Annotated in this window: 2 protein-coding genes; both read left to right on the top strand. The window is 38.9% G+C overall.

Going from position 1 to position 737, the window contains the following annotated elements; translation table 11 throughout:
• Window positions 1-435 (top strand): tyrosine-type recombinase/integrase (locus IEV35_RS19975; RefSeq protein WP_188386416.1); only part of this gene is annotated, 435 nt, incomplete at its 5' end.
• Window positions 432-737: IS91 family transposase (locus IEV35_RS19970; RefSeq protein ID WP_188386415.1), on the top strand; the 306-nt coding region annotated here is incomplete at its 3' end. The genes IEV35_RS19975 and IEV35_RS19970, both read left to right, overlap by 4 nt.

Here is a 737-nt window from a genome sequence, read left to right as displayed (position 1 = left end):
GATATTGATAGTAAGACGATGAGAGTTCGAGTAGATAACGCAAAACACAATACGAATCGTTATACCATTCTATCAGAGACTGCTTTACAGGTACTCCGAGAATACTTTGTCACCTTTTTTGCTGATTCGGCCTATTCTAAAGATGACTGGTTATTTTTCGGGAAAAGTAAAGAAAATCACATTCATGTAAAAACAATAAAAAATACTGTTATCAAGCTCCGAAATAAATTTGGTCTAGATTCAGCTATTTCTGCACACACGTTAAGGCATTGCTTTGCTACACACCTTTTAGAAGATGGTGTGGAACCAGTCCTGATCCAACAAATGCTCGGACATAAGCGTCTGCACACGACACAAACATACTTACACATGACTTCGAAAAGCCTAATGGGAATAAAAAGTCCACTAGACTCCTCAGGAGTCCATGAAAAATGAGTACGATCCAACAGATATTTAAGAAATATTATCCATCGTTTATCGATATCTATAATCCTTCTGCTCAACAGGCGAAGGCTGCTAATTCCATAATCCAATGTAGAACACAAGAACTAGGCGGACAATCCTATTCATGTGAAGATTGTGGGCACACTGTCATGCGACATCACTCTTGTCGAAATCGGCATTGTCCATCTTGTCAAGGAGTTAATAAAGAAGTATGGGTGGATCAACGGAAAAAGGACATTTTAAATGCTCCTTATTTTCATGTCGTATTCACCATGCCGAGACAACTACACGGG

This window comes from Ornithinibacillus halotolerans, assembly GCF_014637405.1.
GTDB lineage: Bacteria > Bacillota > Bacilli > Bacillales > Amphibacillaceae > Ornithinibacillus > Ornithinibacillus halotolerans.
Note: the sequence above shows the minus strand (reverse complement) of the source record. Positions and strands in the feature narration are given on the sequence as shown.